Source organism: Actinomadura macrotermitis (assembly GCF_009604375.1).
Classification (GTDB): Bacteria; Actinomycetota; Actinomycetes; order Streptosporangiales; family Streptosporangiaceae; genus Spirillospora; species Spirillospora macrotermitis.
In genome coordinates, this window is record NZ_WEGH01000003.1 from 535,348 (window position 1) to 554,529 (window position 19,182).

The following is a 19,182-nucleotide window of genomic DNA, read 5'->3' on the forward strand; positions in this document are numbered from 1 at the left end:
ATGGCAGACATCCGCCCTTTCCGTATCGACGTCCCGCAAGCCGACCTGGACGATCTGCGCGAGCGCCTGCTGCACACTCGCTGGCCGGACGAGCTGCCCGGCGCCGGCTGGTCCTACGGGACGCCCACCGGCTACGTCCGGGCCTTGGCCGACCGCTGGACCAGCAGCTTCGACTGGCGCGCGCAGGAGGCCGCACTCAACGCGTTCCCGCAGTTCACCACCGAGATCGACGGGCAGCGGGTGCACTTCGCGCACGTCCGCTCCCCCGAGCCGGACGCGCTGCCGCTGATCCTCACGCACGGCTGGCCCGGCACCTTCGCCGAGTTCCGGCGGATGATCGGGCCGCTCACCGACCCGCGCGCGCACGGCGGCGACCCGGCGGACGCCTTCCACGTCGTGGTGCCGTCTCTTCCCGGTTTCGCCTTCTCCGGACCGACCCGCGAGCCGGGTTGGGGCATCGAGCGGATCGCGCGGGCGTGGGCGGAGCTGATGCGGCGCCTCGGCTACGACCGCTATGGCGCGCAGGGCGGCGACTTCGGTTCCAAGATCTCTCCCGAGCTCGGCCGGGTGGCTCCCGAGCGGGTGGTGGGCGTGCACGTCAACGCCCTGATCACCACGCCGTCCGACGACCTGATGGACGGCCTCTCGGACTCCGACCAGCGGCGGCTGGCGTCACTGAAGCGATGGCACCGAGAGTTCTCCGGCTACGCGATGGTGCAGAGCACACGGCCGCAGTCGCTGGCGTTCGCGCTCGCCGACTCCCCCGCCGGGCTGCTGGCCTGGTACGGCGACTGGTTCGCCGCGCACGGCGACGGCGTGGACGATCTGGACCCCGACGAGGTCCTCACCCACGTGGCGGTCCACTGGCTGACCGGCACCGCTCCGTCCGCCGCCCGCCTGTACCGGGAGGCCGCGGCGTCGTGGGGTGTGCCGCCGCGGGTCTCGCCGGTGCCGCTCGGCGCGGCGGTGTTCGCGGGTGACGCGGCGGTCCGCCGGTTCGCCGAGCGTGAGCACCGGGTGGTGCGCTGGACCGAGTACGACGCGGGCGGGCACTTCGCCGCCATGCATGTTCCGGACCTTCTGGTCACCGACGTGCGGGCGTTCTTCCGGGAGCTGCTCGCGTAGGTTGGGCCCATGGGGCACCACCATCACCATCATCACCACGGCGAGGAGTCCTCGATCCCGCCGCTCGGCCAGGTCAACCGGCAGGAGCACTGGCTGGGGGTGATGTGGCCGTTCGTCCGGTCGCACCTGCCCGCCGCGCCCGGCCGCGTGGTGGAGATCGGCTGCGGCCCGCTCGGCGGGTTCGTCCCCTACCTGCGGGGGCGCGGGTACGACGCGGTGGGCGTCGACCCGAGTGCGCCGAAGGCCGGGGCGGCCTACCGGCGGACCGGGTTCGAGGAGTTCGAGCCGGACGGCCCGGTCGACGCGGTGATCGCGTCGACCTCGCTGCACCACGTCGCCGATCTCGGCGCGCTGCTGGACCGGGTGCACGCCATGCTCGCGCCCGGCGGCGTGCTGATCATCATCGAGTGGGCGTGGGAGGAGTGGGACGAGCGGACGGCCGAATGGGCCTTCGCGCGGATCGGCTCCACGGAGGGGTTCCTGAACGGCCGCCGGGACGACTGGCAGGCGTCCGGGCGCCCCTGGGCCGACTGCCTTGAAGAGTGGACCGCCGAGGCGGGCCTGCACGCCGCGCGCGACGTCGAGCGGGCCGTCCGCGCGCGGTTCGGACGGGTCGAGCGCTCCACCGGCCCCTACATGTTCCGGCAGCTGAGCGGCAGGGCGGACGAGGAGCAGCGGGCCATCGACGCCGGGGAGAGCACCGCGACCGGCCTGCGGATCGTCGCGCACCGGGACGCCTGACCGGCTCAGCCGGCGACCTCGGAGGAGGGCGCGGTCCAGGTGCGGCAGTCGCCGGGCCGCCCCGACCGCAGGCCCGCGCCGAGCCAGCGCCGCCGGCTGGCGAAGTCGCCGTGCGAATGGCGCTCCGCGATGTCGCCGGGCTGCGACTCGGTGTCGACGAACCCGGCCCACCATTCGTCGGTCTGGTCGAAGCGCGCGCGGACGGCCGCCAGGAACACCCCGCCGAAGCACTCGGCCTGTAGTTCCGCCCGGCGCTCGACCTCACCGCCGGCCGTGTAGGCGTACTGGGCGATGTGCAGGGAGCGCTGCACGTGGTGGCCGTACTCGTGGGCGAGCAGCAGGACCATGCTGGGCTCGTAGCCCGGCCCGTACCAGTCCCGCCCCACCGAGACGATCACCTCGTCGGAGCCGGGGCAGTACAGCCCCGCCGCCTGCACCATGCCGGCGCCGCAGCCGAGGCGGCCCCGGTCGCGGATCGGCACGATCCGTACCTTCGGCGGCCGGTAGCGCAGGCCGACCGCGGCGAACAGCCGTCCCCAGCCGACGTCCAGGCAGTGCGCGACGTGGCCGAGGTAGCGGGTGGCGCCGCTCAGGCCGCCGTCCGGGCCGGGGCCGAAGTCGCAGTCCGGCAGGCACATCGGGCCGCCGCGGTAGACGGGATTGTCGCGGGCCGCGCCGCGGCCGCCGGGCGGCGCGGCCGGGCGGCGGGGCGGGAGCATCCCGCAGCCGGCCGCGCCCGGCAGCGCGGTGTCGGGCCCGGCGCCCGCGCAGGCGGTCACGCCCCCGGACAGCAGCGCCGCCGCGCAGGCGGCCGCGATCGCTCGTCTGGCCACCGATCCCCCCGAATCAGATGCCTATACATCCGAATTTCCGGGAGATGGGTGGTTTACACCATTTCTAGTCGTCGGGAAGCTCCGGGAGCTGCTGGGTGCGCTGCGGGTCGGCGTCGACCTTCAGCGGGCCGTCGTCGTCCGGGATCATGATCAGCGCCTGGGTGGTCTGCGACTCGCGGGTGATGACCCCGCTGCTCAGCACGGTGTTGCGGTGCCGCAGCGCGCCGTTCTGCCGCAGCAGGTCGTCGATCTCGGCGCGGGCCCGCAGCACCCGCTTGGTCAGCCGCACGTGGATCCAGAAGCCGCCGGCCGCCAGGCCCGCGATGAACGCCGCGACCGGGTAGCCGACCGCCGGCGGGGCCCCCAGCACCGCGCCCGCCGCCAGCGCCAGGGCGATGACCGCCGCCAGCGCCTTGCGGTGATGCTCCGCCCAGTCCAGGGCGGCGTTGACGGGTTTGGGGATCCTCACTCGTCTTCTCCTCCGTAAATCGCCGGGCGACGGAGCAACAACGCCGCGGGCGGGTCCGGGTGTTCCGGGTTGGGGCTGAGGTTCGCGTCACGCTGGCCAGAAGTCGCACGAAACCCTAACAGGATGGGACAAACCTCCTCGGGGTCGGTCCGGCCCGGGACCGGGCCGGGATGCAAGCAGGTGCCCGCGCCGAATATCGTGCCTCAATATGAGCAATCACTTTGACGTCGTGGTCCTGGGCTCGGGCCCTGGTGGTTATGTCGCCGCGATCCGGTCGGCACAGCTGGGCCTGAAGACGGCGATCATCGAGGAGAAGTACTGGGGCGGCGTCTGCCTCAACGTCGGCTGCATCCCCTCCAAGGCCCTCCTGCGCAACGCCGAGCTGGCGCACATCGTCACCAAGGAGGCCGACAAGTACGGGATCAGCTCCGACGGGCCCATCTCCTTCGACTACGGCGTCGCCCACCGGCGCAGCCGCCAGGTGTCGGAGAAGCTCGTCAAGGGCGTCCAGTTCCTGATGAAGAAGAACAAGATCACCTCCTTCGAGGGGCACGGCACCTTCACCGACCCCAACACCCTGCAGGTCGGCGGGGAGACCGTCACCTTCGACCACTGCATCATCGCCGCGGGCGCGCACACCAGGCTGCTGCCGGGCACCTCGCTGTCCGAGCGCGTGGTCACCTACGAGGAGCAGATCCTCGACGCCGAGCTGCCGGGCAGCATCATCATCGCGGGCGCCGGCGCGATCGGCGTCGAGTTCGCCTACGTGCTGCACAACTATGGCGTCAAGGTCACCATCGTGGAGTTCCTGGACCGGATGGTCCCCAACGAGGACGCCGACGTGTCCAAGGAGCTCGCCAAGCGCTACCGCAAGCTCGGCATCGAGGTGCTGACCGGCACCCGCGTCGACGCGATCGACGACTCGGGCGAGCGGGTCAAGGTCACCGTGACCGGCAAGGACGGCGCGCAGCAGACCCTGGAGGCCGACAAGGTCCTGCAGGCCATCGGGTTCGCGCCGAACGTCGAGGGCTACGGGCTGGAGAAGACCGGCGTCAAGCTGACCGAGCGCGGCGCGATCGACATCGACGGGCGCTGCCGCACCTCGGTGCCGCACATCTTCGCGATCGGCGACGTCACCGCCAAGCTGATGCTGGCGCACGCCGCCGAGGCCATGGGCATCGTCGCCGCCGAGACCATCGCCGACGCCGAGACCATGGAGATCGACTACGTCATGATCCCGCGCGCCACCTACTGCCAGCCGCAGGTGGCCAGCTTCGGCTGGACCGAGGCGCAGGCCAAGGAGCAGGGCTTCGACGTCAAGGTCGCCAAGTTCCCCTTCAGCGCCAACGGCAAGGCGCTCGGCATGGGCGAGGGCGACGGGTTCGTCAAGGTGATCTCCGACGCCAGGTACGGCGAGATCATCGGCGCCCACATGATCGGCCCGGAGGTCACCGAGCTGCTGCCGGAGCTGACCCTGGCCCAGCAGTGGGACCTCACCGTCAACGAGGTGGCGCGCAACATCCACGCCCACCCGACGCTCGGCGAGGCCGTCAAGGAGGCCGTGCACGGCCTGGCCGGCCACATGATCAACCTGTGATCCGGCACTGATCCGCACGTGCCGGGCCGCCCCGCGCGGCCCGGCACAACGAATCGCCGCCGGCGCCCCCGGAAAAGCAACGAAACACCAGGTCAGCGCAACTTCGACGCATTGGCCGGCGGGTCCGCGCTTCCTAGGCTTCGATCATCGTTCCGCAAGCCTCGGGAGAGCGCATGACCGTCACGCCGGCAATGGAGCCGACCTCTGTCCCCGCCGCCGCCGAAGCCCCGGCCGTCCCGGCCCGGGCCGCCCTGCGGCGCCACTACCTGATGTGCCGCCCGGACCACTTCGCGGTGACCTACGCCATCAACCCGTGGATGGACCCGGTAGCGGGCGCCGACGCCGGCCGCGCCGTCGCGCAGTGGGAGGCGCTGCGCGACGCCTACACCGCGCTCGGCCACGAGGTCAGCCTGATCGACCCGCTGCCCGGCCTGCCCGACATGGTCTTCGCCGCCAACGGCGCGCTGGTCGTCGGCGGCCGTGTCTACGGGGCGCGCTTCACCCACGCCGAGCGCGCCGCCGAGGGCCCCGCCTACGCCGCCTGGCTGCGCTCCCTCGGCTTCACCGACGTGCTGGAGCCCGCGCACACCAACGAGGGCGAGGGCGACTTCCTCACCCTGGACCACGTGATCCTGGCCGGCACCGGCTTCCGCACCGACCTGGCCGCCCACCAGGAGGCGCAGGAGTTCCTCGGCCGCCCGGTGGTGACGCTGCGCCTGGTCGACCCGCGCTTCTACCACCTGGACACCGCGCTGTTCCCGCTGGACGGCGCGAACGTGGCCTACTACCCGGGCGCGTTCTCCCCGGGCAGCCGGGCGGTGCTGGAGCGGCTGTTCCCGCACGCGATCATCGCCGGCGAGGCGGACGCGGCCGTCCTCGGCCTGAACGCGGTCAGCGACGGCCGCAACGTGGTGGTGAACGCCGAGGCCGCCGGCCTGATCGCCGAACTGGACCGCAACGGCTACCGGCCCGTCCCGGTCGACCTGTCGGAGCTGCGCAAGGCGGGCGGCGGGCCGAAGTGCTGCACGCTGGAGCTGCGCCGCTGACCCGCGCGGGCGCTCAGCCCTTGCCGAACAGGGCCTGCCCGGCGTGGCGGGTGTCGGTGTACTCGCGGACCGCGGCGATCCGCCCGTCCCGGACGGTGAAGATCCCGCAGCACCGGTTGTCGTAGACGGCGCCGCCGGTGGTGGCGCCGCGCGCCGTCCACTCGGCGACGACCTGGTCGCCCTCGGCCACCACGTGGACGAGGGCGATCCGCGGCGGCTCGGTGAACAGCCCGGCCGTCGCGCCCGCCAGGAAGTCGCCGACGACGGCGTCACGGCCCTTCCAGGTGCCGCTGAGGGGCAGGTCGCCGGGGTAGGTCCAGGTGACGTCGGGGGTGAAGCTGTCGACGATGGCGTCCATGTCGCCGTTCGCGACGGCTTCGACGTAGCGGACGACGACCTGCTTGGCGTTCATTTCGGACTCCTCGTGCCGGGGAACGCCAGTCCACCGCGCCGGCGGGCCGCCGGACCAACAGCCACCGGGCGCACTTGACAACCATCGGTTGTCGGGCATGGTGGGGCAGCGTGGAACTCGATCTCGCCCAGGTGCGGGCGTTCGTCGCGGTGGCCGGGACGCGGCACTTCGGGCACGCCGCGGCCGAGCTGTCGCTGACCCAGCAGGCGCTGTCCAAGCGCGTCGCCCGGCTGGAGGAGCTGCTCGGCGTCCGGCTGCTGGAGCGCGGGCACGGGACGGTGACGCTCTCCCCGGCGGGCGAGGGCTTCCTCGAACCGGCCCGCCGTGCCCTCGCCGCCGCGGACGCCGCCGTCACCGCCGCCCGCAGCGCCGAAAGCCCCCTGCGCGTCGACGTCTGGGGGCATCTATACGACCCGGCCCGAACCGTCAGCGAGGTCGTCGGCGGCGGCCCGCCGGTCGACCTCGGCCGGGCCCGGGACCTGCCCGCGGTGCTGTCCGCGCTGCTGCGCGGGGAGGTCGACGCCGGCTTCGGCCGGGTGCACCGCACCGGGGTCGCGCGGCAGGACGCCCTCGCCCGCCGCGTAGTACGGCTGGAGCCGGTGGACGCCGTCCTGGGCGCCGCCCACCCTCTCGCCGACGCGGCGCAACTACGCCCGGACGACCTGCGCGGGAGCCGACTGCTGTTCCCCGCCGCCGCCGACCGGCTGGAGTTCCTGCGCTGCTTCGCCGACCGGTTCGGAATCGAGGACCGCGCGGAGGGCGTCAACCTCGGCGCCGGGCACCTGCTCGACCGGCTGCGCGCGGACCCGGCGGCCTTCACCCTCTTCCCCGCCGACGCGCGGCTGCCCGACGTCCCCGGCGTCCGGTCCGTCCCGCTGGCCGATCCGACGCCGCTGTACGCCTGGTCGCTGGTCTGGGACGAGCAGGCCCGGCACCCGCGGCTCGGCGCGCTGCTGCAGCGGCTCGCCGAGGCGGGCCGCGCCCGCCGCTGGCTGGAGTACGACCCCGCACGGGACTGGCTCCCGCCGGACGACGCCGCCGCCCTGCCCCCGGACAACAAGGGCACATCACCAATCCGCGAACATAGGGGACATGAAGGTCGATGACGAGCATGGGCACATCCCCCTCGACGGGGCCGAGAACATCCGCGACCTCGGCGGCCTGCCGCTGGCCGGCGGAGGCACGGTGGCCTCCGGCCGCCTGCTGCGCGCCGACGCGCTGAACCGGCTCTCCGAGGCCGATCTGGAGCGGCTCGCCGGGATCCGCACGGTCGTCGACTTCCGCACCCCGCTGGAGATCGAGACCAACGGCCGCGACAAGCTCCCCGCGGGCGCGGCGTACCACGACCTGCCGGTCGGCGGCGGCGACCTGGACGTCTTCTACGAGGTCATCGGCAGCGGCGACCACGACCGCCAGCAGGAGGTGTTCGGCGGCGGCCGCACCGAGCGGGTCCTGGTGGACATCAACCGCGACTTCGTCGCGGTCGGCTCCGAGCGCGCGCAGTTCGCCGCCGCCGTCCGCCTGGCCGCCGAGGCGGACCGGCTCCCGCTGCTGTTCCACTGCACCGCGGGCAAGGACCGGACGGGCTGGATGGCGGCGATCGTGCTGACCGTCCTCGGCGCCTCCCGCGAGGTGATCATGGCGGACTACCTGCGCTCCAACGACTACCACCGCAAGAGCTACGGCAGGCTGCTCGGCTACCTCGGCGAGTCGGGCCAGATGAAGGACCCCGAGCTGCTGCGCCCGCTGCTGGAGCAGCGCCCCGCCTACCTGGAGGCCGCGTTCGAGGAGGCCGACCGCCGCTACGGCTCCTTCGACGCCTTCCTGCGCGACGGCCTGGGCCTGGACGACGCCGTCCTGGCCGCCCTCCGCGCCAACTTCACCGCCTGAGGGCTAGGAGGCCTGCGCGGCCATCAGGCGGCGGGCCAGGTGGCGGGTCCGCAGGACGCCCGCCACGCCGACCGCCCAGAACAGCGCCTGCACCGTCCACGCGGCGCGGAACGCCTGCGGGGTGAACTCCCGGCCGGGCGACAGGGCGTCCAGCACGAAGCCGATCAGCAGGATGACCAGCAGCGAGGCGACGAAGCCGCCGACGTTGACGATGCCGGTGGCGGTGCCCTGCCGCCCCGGCGGGTTGAACGTCCGCGCGTAGTCGAAGCCGATCATCGAGCCGGGGCCGCCGAGCGCGACGCACACGACCAGGACCGCCAGCAGCCACGGCGGCGCGGGCGGCGGGCAGGCCAGGGTGACCGCCCAGGCCCCGGCGGTGACGCCGGTGATGCCGAGCACCAGCCAGGAGCGGCGCAGCGGGTGCCGGGCGACCAGCCGGCCGACGTAGGGCCCCGACACCATGGTGGCCAGCACGAACAGCGTCAGCAGCGTGCTGGCCGTCGCCGGGCGCAGGCCCTGGCCCGACACCAGGTAGGGATATCCCCACATCAGCGCGAAGGTGTTGGCGGGGAACTGGGTGACGAAGTGCGTCCAGAGGCCGAGGCGCGTCCCGGGGTGGCGCCAGGCGTCCACCAGGTTGCGGCCCACCTCGCGCGGCGTCGGCGACGGCGGGCGGGGCGTCCCGGCGGGGGCGTCGCGCAGCACGGCGAGGGCGAGCACGCCGGCCAGCAGGCCGAGCGCGGCCGCCGACCCGAACGCCGGGCTCCAGCCGGGCCCGTGCAGCAGCGCGACGAGCGGGATCGCGCTCAGCACCTGGCCGAGCTGCCCGAGCAGCCCGGTCAGCTGGGTGACGACCGGCACCTGGCGGGCCGGGAACCAGGTGGTGACGATGCTGAGCACGCTGATGAACGTCATCGCGTCGCCCGCGCCGACCAGGACGCGGGCGGCGATGGCGGTCGGCACGTCGGTGGCGCAGGCGAGCAGCCCCTGCCCGGCCGCCATGACCAGCGCGCCGCCGGCGACCATCCGGCGCGGCCCGAGCCGGTCCAGCAGGAGGCCGACCGGGATCTGCAGGCCCGCGTAGACGAGCAGCTGCAGGACGGTGAAGGTGGCCAGGATGCCGGCCGAGGCGCCGAACCGGTGCACCGCGTCCAGCCCGGCGACGCCGAAGGAGGTGCGGTGCAGGACCGCCATGACGTAGGCGGCGACGCCGACGCCCCAGATCAGCCATGCCGCCGCGGACGCCTTCTCCCGGGCCGGGGCCGCCCGGGACACCATCCCAATCTGCTCTTTACGCACGATTAATCACCATATGGGATTAATAGGACTGGGGATGATAGGGGCATGCGCTCATGGCTCGAGGTACGCGACGCCCTCAAGTCCGACCCGGACGGTTTCGGCCGGCTCGCGGACGGCCTGTATCCGGACACCCCGCGCGTGGCCGGGACGTCCCTGCTCACCTGCCCCGCCTGGGTCCCCGACGCGCCCGTCCCGCTGGACGGCCTCCGTCTGGACTGGGACCAGGACGCCGCCCCGCCCGCCGTCGCCGACCCGCCCGACGGCCTCCCCGAGGGCTTTGCCACCTACGCCGAGGCGATCGCCGCACTCGACCCGCCCGCGATCTTCGACGACCGTCCCGCCTACCGGCTGCTGCACGCCGACCTGCGCGCGGGAACGCTGCGGTTCGGCCCCGGCCGCTACTTCGACGCGGTGAACGTCGGCCAGGCCGCCGCGCACGAACTGGCCGCCGGCGGGCACGCGCTGCGCGCGCGCATCGGCGACCCGCTCGACCTCGCCCGCCGCCCCGCGCTCCTGGCGATCTCCACGCTCACAGTCACCGCGTCCGGCTCCTACGTGCTGCACTGGCGCGACCCGGCGAAGGTCGCGCACGCGGGCGGCCTGCACCAGGTGATGCCGGTCGGGCTGTTCCAGCCGCCCGCCCCACTGGACCTGTGGGCGAACATGACCCGCGAGTTCGGGGAGGAACTGCTCGGCCGCCCCGAAGGCGAGGATGCGGCCCTGCACACGCGGCTGTCCGAAGCGCGCGCGCAGGGCCGCATCCGGGTCTACTGCCTGGGCCTCGGCGTGGACCCGCTGACCTTCGCGACCGATCTGCTCACCGTCGCCGTCCTCACGGACGACTCCCCTCTGGACGGGCTGGTCGCCGTCAACGACGAGGGCACCGTCTCCCGCCGGCCGTTCGACGGGACGCTCCCGGCGCCCCTCCAGCCGGCCGGCGCCGCCACGCTGCGGCTGGCCTGGCGGCACCGGGCGGCCCTCGGCATCACTCCCGCGCCAGCGCCTTCAGCTCGTCCAGCGCGTCGGTGAGGTGGTCGACCAGCTCGGCCGGGTCGGGCACCAGGTCGCGGCAGGCGACCACGCCGATGTCGAGCCTGCCGTCGTAGGAGAACACCGTGATGTTCACCCCGCCGGTCATGTCGGTCACCACCGAGATCGGGTAGTAGCCGAGCACCCGCGCCCCGCACAGGTAGAGCGGGAACTGCGGCCCCGGCACGTTGGAGACGATCAGGTTCATCGGGCGCACCCCGGCGGGCGGCAGCGCCGACAGCGCGAACCGGGTGAGCGGGCCCGCCAGCGGCGCCGGCAGCAGCCCGGCCAGGTCCTGCACCCAGGTCCCGGCGGAGGCGGCGAAGCGCCGCTTGGCCAGGTCCATGTCGGCGCGGACCGCCGCGTACCGGCCGGCCGGGTCGGCCAGGTGGGTGGCCAGCGGCGCCGTCATGAGCGAGACCTGGTTGCCCGCGTCCGACGGTTCGGCGGCGCCGCGCCGCAGCGACACCGGCACCCCGGCGACGAGCGGGCCGTCCGGCAGCACGCCGCGCTTGTCCAGCCAGGTCCGCAGCGCCGTCGCGCAGAGCGCCATCACCACGTCGTTGACGCTGCCGCCGAGCGCCCGCCGGATCTCCTTGACCTCCGCCAGCGGCAGCTCGCCGATGGCGACCGACCGGGCCCGCCCGATCGGCCGGTTGAACGGCGTCGGCGGGGCGCTGACACGCGGCGCCTCCGGCAGGGCGTCCTGGCCGAGCGCGCTCTGCACGAACGCCGACAGCCGGCGGGCGCCGGGGATGGCGGCCACGCCGGGCACCTCGTCCAGGTAGGGCATCGAGCGGGCCATCGCCAGCGCGCTGTTCAGCGGGTGCAGCGCGGTCTTCAGCACGCCGGTGCCCATCATGGCCAGGGCGCCGGGGGCGCGCTGCGGCGCGGCCTCGTCGGCGGGCAGCGGGCGCGGCTCGGGCGACAGGTCCAGCAGCGCGGCGAGGGTCTCGGCGGCCATGACGCCGTCGACGGCGGCGTGGTGCACCTTGACGTACACCGCGGTCCGGCCGCCCGACAGGCCCTGGATCAGCACCAGCTCCCACAGCGGGCGGGAGCGGTCGAGCGGGGTCTCGTGCAGCATCGCGACGGCGTCGGCGAGCTGGGCGTCGTCGCCGGGCGCCGGGAGCGCGATCTCGAAGATGTGCCGGGCCGGATCGAAGTCCGGATCGTCCTCCCAGTAGGGGCGGTCCAGGCCGAGCGGCACCCGCGCCAGCCGCTGCCGGAGCGGCCGGGCCGCCAGGTGGGCCCGCTTGCCGATCATGTCGGCGACCGCCGCCACGGTGAGGCGGCCGCCGGGGCAGGAGGCGGCGTCGAGCACGCCGAGGCCCGCGATGTGCGCGTGCGTGGTGCTGGACTCCGCGTTGAGGAAGGTGGTGTCGACCGTGGTCAGCTGGCTCATGTTCGCCCGTCTCCGTCGTGTCCGCACTGCCTGCCATTCCAGGAATTACGGACTACTCGGCGGTAGGTCAATGTGGATCGATAGGAAGTAACGCGGACTTAACGGGACGTTTCACCCAGTTCACAAGTGATTTCGACCGCTCCAAATGGCCTTCCGAAATTACCGCGTCCTCAAACGGACAGCGAAAGCCCCCCACCCCCATGTCCCTCCCCGCCGCTAGGCTGCGTCCTCATGACGGGACGACCACTGAGCGAGATCGTCGAGGCGGGCTGGGCGCGCGCCCTGGAGCCGGTGGCGGGACGGATCGCCGCCATGGGCGACTTCCTGCGCGCCGAGGTCGCGGCGGGCCGCCGCTACCTGCCCGCCGGGCCGAACATCCTGCGCGCCTTCCAGCAGCCCTTCGACGAGGTCCGGGTGCTGATCGTCGGCCAGGACCCCTACCCCACCCCCGGGCACCCCGTCGGCCTCAGCTTCTCGGTCGCGCCGGACGTGCGGCCGCTGCCGGGCAGCCTCATCAACATCTACCGGGAGATGCAGGCCGACCTCGGCCTGCCCCAGCCCTCCAACGGCGACCTCACGCCGTGGACCGAGCAGGGCGTCCTGCTGCTGAACCGGTCCCTGACGGTGATGCCGGGCAAGCCCAACTCGCACCAGGGCAAGGGGTGGGAGGAGATCACCGAGCAGGCGATCCGGGCGCTGGCCGCGCGGGACAGGCCGCTGGTGGCGATCCTGTGGGGCCGCAACGCCCGCAACCTCAAGCCGCTGCTCGGGTCCGTCCCGGTGATCGAGTCGGCGCACCCGAGCCCGATGGCGGCCAACAGCGGCTTCTTCGGATCGCGGCCGTTCAGCCGCGCCAACCAGCTGCTCCAGCAGCAGGGCGCGGCAGCGGTCGACTGGAAGATCCCCTAGGAGCGGCGGCGCAGGCGGCGCAGCAGGGAGGCGAACTCCCCGGTGGGGCGCGCCGCGGCGTCGGGGGACAGCGGCGTCAGCCGGCGCTCGCCATGGCTCCAGTAGACGCCGCGGGCGCACGGGTCCTCGGCGCCGGCGTGCATCTCGGCGACGACCTCGGCGAACACCGGCAGCACCGTGCGCACGTCCGCCGAGGTGATCGGGTACAGCAGCAGCGTGCTGTGGCAGGGCACCCCGACCAGGGCGCCGTGCTCGTTCGGCACCGGCAGGAACTGGTCGACCTCGCTGAGCAGCGCCGACACGTACCGGCTGCCCGGCTTGGTCACCACCCGCACGTCGCGGCCCGGCAGCAGCGGCTGGTCGCGCACCTGCACGTCCGCCAGCTCGCGGTCGTGGGTGTTGGTCATCACGTAGCCGAGCTTGCGCAGACCGAGCAGCCCGGCCCGCGCCCGGGTGAGCGGCCCGCCGTAGCGCGGGTGCTCGATCATCACCATCGCGTCGAAGTGGTCGCCGGCCGGGACGACGACGAGGCCCTCGCGGTCGCGCGGCGCGAGCTTCGGCACGATCCGCAGCCGCAGCAGCTCGCGCACGTCGCCGAACAGCTCCATCTCGCCGACCGCCAGGAACGCCCGGTCGCCGACCTCGCGCACCCACTCCGCCACCAGGCCGGGCCATTCGGCGGGCTCGGCCCGCGCGCAGCGCTCCAGCACCGTCCAGGTCGACGCGCGCGCCTCGGACCGGCCGACCGGCAGCACGACCTCGGAGGTGCCGCCGTCGAACCAGGCCGTCGGCGCCAGCACCGGCAGCAGGTCGCGGACGAGCGCGTGCACGTCGCCCGCCACGTCCAACGGTTCCATGCTCATCGCTTCATCCCCTCCCGCCACGTCAGGTCTCAGGGCACAACCTTCTCAGAGTTCCGGCCCGTTGTGTGATCTATCGGCAGGTAGGTGCCGACTCGCTGATCATGGAAGCCTCAAGTACGGTGCACTCATGCCCGAAATCGTGTACCCGCCGGTGATCAAGACTGCGCTGGCCCTGTTCAAAGCGCTGAACATGAAGTTCCGCCTGGAGGGGACCGAGCACATCCCGCCGACCGGCGGCGCGGTGCTCGTCAGCAACCACGTCAGCTACCTGGACTTCATCTTCGCGGGCCTGGCGGCCCACCCGGCGGGCCGGCTGGTCCGCTTCATGGCGAAGAAGGAGGTCTTCGACCACAAGGTCTCCGGGCCGCTGATGCGCAACATGCGCCACATCCCGGTGGACCGGCTGGCGGGCGCGTCCTCCTACAAGGCGGCGCTCACCGCGCTGAAGAACGGCGAGATCATCGGCGTGTTCGCCGAGGCCACCATCAGCCGCTCCTTCGAGGTCAAGGACATCAAGAGCGGCGCGGTGCGGATGGCGGTCGCGGCCGGCGTCCCGATCATCCCGATCACCATCTGGGGCCCGCAGCGGATGTGGACCAAGGGCCACAAGAAGCGGCTGTTCCAGCGCGGCGTCCCGGTCACCATCCTGGTCGGCGAGCCGCTGCACCCCAAGCGCGGCGACGACTACGAGAAGGCCACCGAGGAGCTGCACGCGCGGCTGTCGGAGCTGGCCGAGAAGGCCCAGCGCGAGTACCCCGAGCTGCCGAAGCCGGGCGAGACCTGGTGGCAGCCGGCCTACCTGGGCGGCAGCGCGCCGACGCCGGCCGAGGCCGCCGAGCTGGACCGCAAGGAGTCCGAGGAGCGCCAGGCCCGGCGCGCCGCGCGCGAGGCCGCCGCGGAATCGGACGCCGCCGCCAAGGACGGCACTTCGGGCGCATGACCGTAATTGGGTGGACGCGACAGGGCACCGGAGCCGACCATCGGTGACATGACGTCACACGGGTCGCAGGAGTTCCTGCATCTGGTGGAGGCGCCGGAGCCCGCCACGGCCTCCGGCGCCGACCTCACCCTGCCGGTCGTGCTGAACCTCAGCGACAACAACTCCCCCGCCGACGTCATGGACGTGCTGTCGCTGCGCCCGTTCGCGTCCGGGGAGCAGCCCTGGTCCCGCTCGACCCGGCTGGAGCACGTGCGCGCCGAGGCGCCGCTGCGGCCCGGCCACGCCCGGGTGCTGCGGGTCGCGCACGAGAAGGGCAAGGAGTCGGTGCTGGCCGAGGGCGACGGCTGGACCCTGCTCACCAACCGGTGGAAGCACGGCACCGCCTACGTCGCGGTGTCGGCGGTCACCGAGGAGCTGGCCGCGTCGGTGCTGGAGGAGTGCGTCAAGGACGCCACCGAGCCGCCGAAGACCGACGACACCAACGTCGAGATGGGCTTCTGGCACATGGGCCAGCACGGCCCGGTGCGGACCGAGCGGGCCATCTCCGCCGACTCCTGGGCCGACATCCGCGACAACTACACCGCGCCGGTGGCCCAGGCCCTCGAAGAGGTCATGTCGCTCACCCGCGAGGAGGTCAGCGGGCGGCTGCTCCTGCTGCACGGCCCGCCGGGCACCGGCAAGACCACGGCGCTGCGCGCGCTCGCCCGCGCCTGGGGCAAGTGGTGCCAGGCCGACTGCGTCCTGGACCCCGAGGCGCTGTTCGGCGCGCCCAGCTACCTGATGGAGGTGGCCGTGGGCGATGACGACGACGAGGACAACCGCCGCTGGCGGCTGCTGATCCTGGAGGACTGCGACGAGCTGATCCGCGGCGAGGCCAAGGCGTCCACCGGGCAGGGCCTGTCCCGGCTGCTGAACCTCACCGACGGCATGCTCGGCCAGGGCCGCGACGTGCTGGTGGCGATCACCACGAACGAGGACCTGGCGCGGCTGCACCCGGCGGTCGTGCGGCCGGGCCGCTGCCTGGCGCAGGTCGAGGTGGGCCGGCTGACGCACGCCGAGGCGGTCGCCTGGCTGGGCGAGGACGCCCCCGAGGGCGCCGTCGCGTCGATCGGCCCGGACGGGGCCACGCTCGCCGAGCTGGTGGCCCTGCGCAGGGGCGAGAAGCGTCCCGAAACCACGGACGCCCCCGCCACCGCGACAGGTTTCTACCTGTAGTTCCCCGCGGCCACAGGCAGAGTCCCCCGGGGATCCCCCGATCCCCCGTCGCCCCGTGCCACGGGCGGCCCCCGGGCCGCCCATGGCCGGTCCGGGATCGCACGTCCCCCGAGATCGCACGACACCGGACCTGCCGGCCGGTAGGGACCCGGGTTCCCGGTTCTTCCACCCCGCAGAAGAAGAACCGTTCCGCCGTGTCCCTTCCGGCCAGGACTTGAGCATCGCGCAGGGCGGAGTCACCGAACATCCGGGGAAACCCGCAAAAAGCACCCTGGATACGTAGCCGCCGGGCGGTCAGGGGGTCCGGGTGAGGGGGAGGCCGTCCAGGGCGCGTTCGCGGAGGACGCCTCCACGGACGCCGATCTCGGTGAAGTCGTCTTCGCCGGGCGCGCCGTCCACGAGGAGCTCGGGGACCAGCAGGTCGCCGAGCGGGGCGCCGGGCGCGGGGTCGAGGAGGCCGCCGATCGGGGCGGTGGACAGGTCGAGGTAGGACGGCGCGAGGGTCCTGCCGTGCAGGACGCCGGTGACCAGGTCGGGGCAGAACCCGTTCCAGAAGATCGCCACGGTGGCGCGCAGGTCGCCGTGCACCATCACCAGCTTGTCGGTCATGTCGCCCACGAAGGTCCGCGCCGTCACGTCGCCGCGGACGATCAGCTTGGCGTCGCCCTCCAGGTAGACGTCCCCGGCGCGCAGGTCGCCGAGGACGACCAGCGCGGCGGCGCCGTCGTCGACGTCGACGAGGCCGCCGTCGATCGTCAGGTCGCCGTCCACGATGTAGCCGGTGGCCGGGTCGGGGGTGTCGTGCCGCCAGGGGGTCTGGTCGTGGTCGTCCAGGGGAAGCTCCCCGGTCACCGTCGCGGGGCCGGGGACCAGGATGTACTCCTCTTGGTAGAGGTTGCGGTAGGCGCTCTCCGGCAGACTGCGCTCTTCGAACAGGGCGACCGCGTCATCCCAGGCAAGGTAGCTGCTTCGCATGGCCGGGAACGTAGCAGCCGTCACCGACGTGGCAGGGGCGGTCAGGGGGCCGTGGCGGTGAACAGCTTGCGGTAGACGCAGCGCAGGCCGGTGAGGTCCCGGACGGGCTCGGGGAACGCGATCCGCAGGTCGAACGCCTCGTCCGGCGTGGTGCAGCGCAGCCAGAGGCCGTGCCGGTCCAGGCCGAGGGGGCGGAGCGCGGGCGCCGGGTCGTGGCGGGCGCACAGCAGGTTCTTCAGCTCGCCGCGGTGGCAGGAGTCCAGGTGTGTCAGCATGCCGGCCTCGATCATGACGAACGGGTCGGGCGCGGCGGCGGCGTACTCCTCGGGTTCGGGGTTCGCCGGGCCCCAGGCGTCCTCGATCTCGATCTGTGCGACGTCCATGGTGAGGATCGTCCAGTCCGCGTCCGGGGCCAGGTCCAGCAGTTCGGGGCGCGGGTGCAGCCGGGACAGCCGGAGCGCGGCGTCGCGCAGGCCGGCCGGCGGGACGCGGGAGACCCAGCCGTGCAGCCAGGCGCGGCCGCGCACCCGGTCGGGCAGCGGCACCGGGGCGACGTCGCTGATGCGCAGGGTCGCCGGCAGGTCGGGTTCGCCGCCGAGGGCCTGGACGACCGGCGAGGCCGCCGGCATCAGCAGCAGCGGGACGCCGTGCTCGTCGGTGGCGTGCGCGGGCACGGGCGCGTAGGGCACGCCGGGGGCGACCAGGACGCCGTCCGCGACCCCGTAGGCCAGGGTGCGCGCCCGCTCCGCCGCGCTCGGCCCGCTCGTCTCGTCGTCCACCGGAACCTCCTCGAACTTGTAGGTTAGGCTAACCTAACTAAGGCTTACCTAACCACATGGAGGAGCGAAATGAACAACCCCCGGCCGAAGGTCCGGCTGTCGCGCGCGCTCGGCATCCCGCTGACGCCGAAGAGCGTGAAGTACTTCGAGGCCCGCCCCTACCCGCCCGGCGAGCACGGCAGAAGCCGCAAGAACGAGTCCGACTACAAGGTCCGGCTGCGCGAGAAGCAGCGGCTGCGCGCGCAGTACAACATCCGCGAGGCCCAGCTGCGCAACGCCTTCGCCAAGGCCGCCCGGCACGAGGGCAAGACCGGCGAGGCGCTGCTGGTCGACCTGGAGCGCCGGCTGGACGCCCTGGTGCTGCGCGCCGGGTTCGCCCGCACGATCTACCAGGCCCGCCAGTTCGTGGTGCACCGGCACGTGACGGTGAACGGCCGCCGGGTGGACCGCCCGTCCTACCGGCTGCGCCCCGGCGACGTCATCGCGATCCACGAGCGCAGCCGTCCGATGGTCCCCTTCCAGGTCGCCGCGACCGGCGTGCACGCCGAGGCCGTGCCGCCCTACCTGGACGTCCGGCACGACGCGTTCGCCGCGCAGCTGGTCCGGCTGCCCGAGCGCGGGGAGATCCCGGTGGTCTGCGACGAGCAGCTGGTGGTGGAGCACTACTCGCGCTAGGGCCTCTGGACAGGTGTCCGCCTCCATCGGTTAACATCAACCTAGCGCTCGCTTGGCTGAGTGATCCCCCGATGGAGGCCCCAGGACATGATCGAATTCCACCCCCTGACCCGGAACATCGGCGCCGAGGTCAGCGGCATCGACCTGAGCAAGCCCCTCGACCCCGAGCAGATCCAGCAGGTCCGCGACGGCCTCCTCGCGCACATGGTGCTGTTCTTCCGCGACCAGCACATCAGCGACGAGGAGCACGTGGTCTTCGCCAAGCAGTTCGGCACCGCCAACATGCCGCCGATGGACACCTCCGGCAGCCCCGTCCACGTCCTGGACCAGACCGACCCCAAGGGCGAGGGCGGCGACCAGTGGCACAGCGACAACACCTTCATGAAGGTGCCCCCGATGGGGTCGCTGCTGCGCGCCGTCATCCTGCCCCAGGTCGGCGGCGACACGCTGTGGGCCAACATGTACCTGGCCTACGACTCGCTCGCGCCCTGGCTGCGGCGCCTCTGCGACGAGCTGTACGCCGAGCACGACCTGACGATGTCGGTCACCAAGGCCATCGACAAGGGCCACCGGATGGACCTGCGCGAGCTGCAGGAGAAGAACCCGCCGGTCGTGCACCCGGTCGTGCGGGTGCACCCCGAGACCGGCCGCAAGGCCCTGTACGTCAACCGCTCCTCGGTGACGCGGCTGGTCGGCCTGTCGCGGCGCGAGAACGAGGCGCTGCTGCCGCTGCTGTTCGACGCCGTCCGCGACCCGCAGTTCCAGGTCCGGCTGAAGTGGCGGGTCGGCACGCTGGCGTTCTGGGACAACCGCCCGACCCAGCACTACGCCGTCGCCGACTACACCGAGCGCCGCAAGATGCACCGCGTCACCATCAACTGCCCCGAGGGCATCGACGACGGCGTGCCGAAGGGCCCGGACGGCGTCACCGGCGCCGACGCCCCCGCCGAGGCCGCCGCCGCCAGGTACCTGTAACCCGT

At 73.1% G+C, this 19,182-nt stretch carries 20 protein-coding genes; 12 read left to right on the forward strand and 8 right to left on the reverse strand.

What is annotated here, in order from left to right:
* Both ACRB68_RS23595 and ACRB68_RS23600 read left to right on the forward strand, forming a co-directional pair.
* Nucleotides 1–1,125, forward strand: coding sequence for an epoxide hydrolase family protein (locus tag ACRB68_RS23595; protein WP_153536005.1), 1,125 nt, complete (start codon nucleotides 1–3; stop codon nucleotides 1,123–1,125).
* A gap of 9 nt (nucleotides 1,126–1,134) precedes the next feature.
* On the forward strand, nucleotides 1,135–1,866 hold the full coding sequence (locus ACRB68_RS23600; RefSeq protein ID WP_153536007.1) for a class I SAM-dependent methyltransferase: 732 nt from the start codon (nucleotides 1,135–1,137) through the stop codon (nucleotides 1,864–1,866).
* Nucleotides 1,867–1,871: 5 nt separating this feature from the next.
* Here ACRB68_RS23600 and ACRB68_RS23605 read toward each other — a convergent pair whose 3' ends face one another.
* Both ACRB68_RS23605 and ACRB68_RS23610 read right to left on the reverse strand, forming a co-directional pair.
* The gene (locus ACRB68_RS23605; protein ID WP_153536009.1) at nucleotides 1,872–2,699 is read right to left on the reverse strand and encodes a neutral zinc metallopeptidase; all 828 of its coding nucleotides are present in this window, start codon (nucleotides 2,697–2,699) and stop codon (nucleotides 1,872–1,874) included.
* 64 nt (nucleotides 2,700–2,763) lie between these two features.
* Nucleotides 2,764–3,168: a hypothetical protein gene (locus ACRB68_RS23610; protein WP_153536011.1), complete on the reverse strand. Its 405-nt coding sequence runs from the start codon at nucleotides 3,166–3,168 to the stop codon at nucleotides 2,764–2,766.
* Between the two features lie 208 nt (nucleotides 3,169–3,376).
* Here ACRB68_RS23610 and lpdA point away from each other — a divergent pair, with 208 nt between their 5' ends.
* On the forward strand, nucleotides 3,377–4,765 hold the full coding sequence (gene lpdA, locus ACRB68_RS23615; RefSeq protein WP_153536013.1) for a dihydrolipoyl dehydrogenase: 1,389 nt from the start codon (nucleotides 3,377–3,379) through the stop codon (nucleotides 4,763–4,765).
* A gap of 191 nt (nucleotides 4,766–4,956) precedes the next feature.
* Nucleotides 4,957–5,811, forward strand: a complete 855-nt coding sequence (ddaH, locus tag ACRB68_RS23620) for a dimethylargininase (protein ID WP_407924312.1) — start codon at nucleotides 4,957–4,959, stop codon at nucleotides 5,809–5,811.
* Between the two features lie 13 nt (nucleotides 5,812–5,824).
* On the opposite strand, the gene ACRB68_RS23625 is transcribed toward ddaH, so the two are convergent.
* Nucleotides 5,825–6,223, reverse strand: coding sequence for a nuclear transport factor 2 family protein (locus ACRB68_RS23625; RefSeq protein ID WP_153536017.1), 399 nt, complete (start codon nucleotides 6,221–6,223; stop codon nucleotides 5,825–5,827).
* A gap of 110 nt (nucleotides 6,224–6,333) precedes the next feature.
* Between ACRB68_RS23625 and ACRB68_RS23630 the strand changes: the two genes are divergently transcribed.
* Both ACRB68_RS23630 and ACRB68_RS23635 read left to right on the forward strand, forming a co-directional pair.
* Entirely contained in the window at nucleotides 6,334–7,329 is a 996-nt protein-coding gene (locus ACRB68_RS23630; protein WP_207709802.1) for a LysR family transcriptional regulator, read from the forward strand.
* Nucleotides 7,316–8,113 (forward strand): tyrosine-protein phosphatase, encoded by a 798-nt coding sequence (locus tag ACRB68_RS23635; protein WP_153536021.1) that lies wholly within the window; start codon nucleotides 7,316–7,318, stop codon nucleotides 8,111–8,113. The genes ACRB68_RS23630 and ACRB68_RS23635 overlap by 14 nt, the downstream gene beginning before the upstream one ends.
* 3 nt (nucleotides 8,114–8,116) lie before the next feature.
* Here the strand turns inward: ACRB68_RS23635 and ACRB68_RS23640 are convergent, their stop codons facing one another.
* Nucleotides 8,117–9,412 carry an MFS transporter gene (locus ACRB68_RS23640; RefSeq protein WP_328594655.1) on the reverse strand — a complete coding sequence of 432 codons (1,296 nt, stop codon included), beginning with the start codon at nucleotides 9,410–9,412 and terminating at the stop codon, nucleotides 8,117–8,119.
* 45 nt (nucleotides 9,413–9,457) lie between these two features.
* On the opposite strand from ACRB68_RS23640, the gene ACRB68_RS23645 reads away from it, so the two are divergent.
* Nucleotides 9,458–10,441: a transcriptional regulator gene (locus tag ACRB68_RS23645; RefSeq protein WP_153536023.1), complete on the forward strand. Its 984-nt coding sequence runs from the start codon at nucleotides 9,458–9,460 to the stop codon at nucleotides 10,439–10,441.
* On the opposite strand, the gene ACRB68_RS23650 is transcribed toward ACRB68_RS23645, so the two are convergent.
* Nucleotides 10,398–11,846 (reverse strand): WS/DGAT/MGAT family O-acyltransferase, encoded by a 1,449-nt coding sequence (locus ACRB68_RS23650; protein ID WP_153536025.1) that lies wholly within the window; start codon nucleotides 11,844–11,846, stop codon nucleotides 10,398–10,400. The genes ACRB68_RS23645 and ACRB68_RS23650 overlap by 44 nt on opposite strands.
* A 231-nt stretch (nucleotides 11,847–12,077) precedes the next feature.
* Here ACRB68_RS23650 and ACRB68_RS23655 point away from each other — a divergent pair, with 231 nt between their 5' ends.
* A complete protein-coding gene (locus ACRB68_RS23655) occupies nucleotides 12,078–12,755 on the forward strand; it encodes a uracil-DNA glycosylase (protein ID WP_153536027.1) in 678 nt (225 codons plus the stop codon).
* Here the strand turns inward: ACRB68_RS23655 and ACRB68_RS23660 are convergent.
* A complete protein-coding gene (locus ACRB68_RS23660) occupies nucleotides 12,752–13,618 on the reverse strand; it encodes a hypothetical protein (RefSeq protein WP_153536029.1) in 867 nt (288 codons plus the stop codon). The genes ACRB68_RS23655 and ACRB68_RS23660 overlap by 4 nt on opposite strands.
* Nucleotides 13,619–13,745: 127 nt before the next feature.
* On the opposite strand from ACRB68_RS23660, the gene ACRB68_RS23665 reads away from it, so the two are divergent.
* The gene (locus ACRB68_RS23665) at nucleotides 13,746–14,558 is read left to right on the forward strand and encodes a lysophospholipid acyltransferase family protein (RefSeq protein WP_153536031.1); all 813 of its coding nucleotides are present in this window, start codon (nucleotides 13,746–13,748) and stop codon (nucleotides 14,556–14,558) included.
* 48 nt (nucleotides 14,559–14,606) lie between these two features.
* Complete coding sequence (locus ACRB68_RS23670) at nucleotides 14,607–15,773, forward strand: DUF5925 domain-containing protein (protein WP_153536033.1); 1,167 nt, start codon at nucleotides 14,607–14,609, stop codon at nucleotides 15,771–15,773.
* 294 nt (nucleotides 15,774–16,067) lie between these two features.
* Here the strand turns inward: ACRB68_RS23670 and ACRB68_RS23675 are convergent, their stop codons facing one another.
* A complete protein-coding gene (locus tag ACRB68_RS23675; RefSeq protein ID WP_153536035.1) occupies nucleotides 16,068–16,748 on the reverse strand; it encodes a bactofilin family protein in 681 nt (226 codons plus the stop codon).
* 41 nt (nucleotides 16,749–16,789) lie between these two features.
* Nucleotides 16,790–17,527, reverse strand: coding sequence for a DUF2470 domain-containing protein (locus ACRB68_RS23680; protein ID WP_328594659.1), 738 nt, complete (start codon nucleotides 17,525–17,527; stop codon nucleotides 16,790–16,792).
* 69 nt (nucleotides 17,528–17,596) lie between these two features.
* On the opposite strand from ACRB68_RS23680, the gene rpsD reads away from it, so the two are divergent.
* On the forward strand, nucleotides 17,597–18,202 hold the full coding sequence (rpsD, locus tag ACRB68_RS23685; protein ID WP_153536036.1) for a 30S ribosomal protein S4: 606 nt from the start codon (nucleotides 17,597–17,599) through the stop codon (nucleotides 18,200–18,202).
* Between the two features lie 87 nt (nucleotides 18,203–18,289).
* Nucleotides 18,290–19,177, forward strand: a complete 888-nt coding sequence (locus ACRB68_RS23690) for a TauD/TfdA dioxygenase family protein (protein ID WP_153536038.1) — start codon at nucleotides 18,290–18,292, stop codon at nucleotides 19,175–19,177.
* Nucleotides 19,178–19,182 lie beyond the last annotated feature (5 nt).